At 68.3% G+C, this 610-nt stretch carries 2 pseudogenes; both read right to left on the bottom strand.

The features are described 5' to 3' along the window. A pseudogene (locus VK682_RS27305) lies at window positions 1-352 on the bottom strand (SIS domain-containing protein); the annotation flags it as partial. 1 nt (window position 353) lies between these two features. Further along, window positions 354-610, bottom strand: a pseudogene (locus tag VK682_RS27310) (SIS domain-containing protein); the annotation flags it as partial.

Here is a 610-nt window from a genome sequence, read left to right on the forward strand (position 1 = left end):
GCCCGAGGAACAGCACGTCCCGCGCCTCGGCGATCTTGCGGGCGGCAGCCTCGATATCGGCGGACCGGTCGAGCGTCGCGTTGAAGAGCCCCGGCAGCGCGCGCAGTTCGGCCAGAAGCTGGCTCTTCTCGGCCTGCGACATGTGGCCCCGCGCGCAGGCGGCGGTGATGGCCAGCAGCAGCAGCACGTTGAGCTGGCAGGTGAAGGCCTTGGTGGAGGCCACGCCCACCTCGATGCCCGCATGGATGGGCAGCGCCAGATCGCTTTCCCGCGCGATGGAGCTGGTTTCCACATTGACCACCGACAGGATGGTGTCGGCCTTGTCGCGGCAGTAGCGCAGGGCGGCCAATGTNGGAGGCCACGCCCACCTCGATGCCCGCATGGATGGGCAGCGCCAGATCGCTTTCCCGCGCGATGGAGCTGGTTTCCACATTGACCACCGACAGGATGGTGTCGGCCTTGTCGCGGCAGTAGCGCAGGGCGGCCAATGTGTCGGCGGTCTCTCCCGACTGGCTGACAAAAACGGCGGCGGTGCCGGGCAGGACGGGCGGCTCGCGGTAGCGGAATTCCGAGGCGACATCGACCTCGACCGGCAGGCGGGCCATCTTCT

Source organism: Salipiger marinus (assembly GCF_035481585.1).
Classification (GTDB): domain Bacteria; phylum Pseudomonadota; class Alphaproteobacteria; order Rhodobacterales; family Rhodobacteraceae; genus Salipiger; species Salipiger marinus.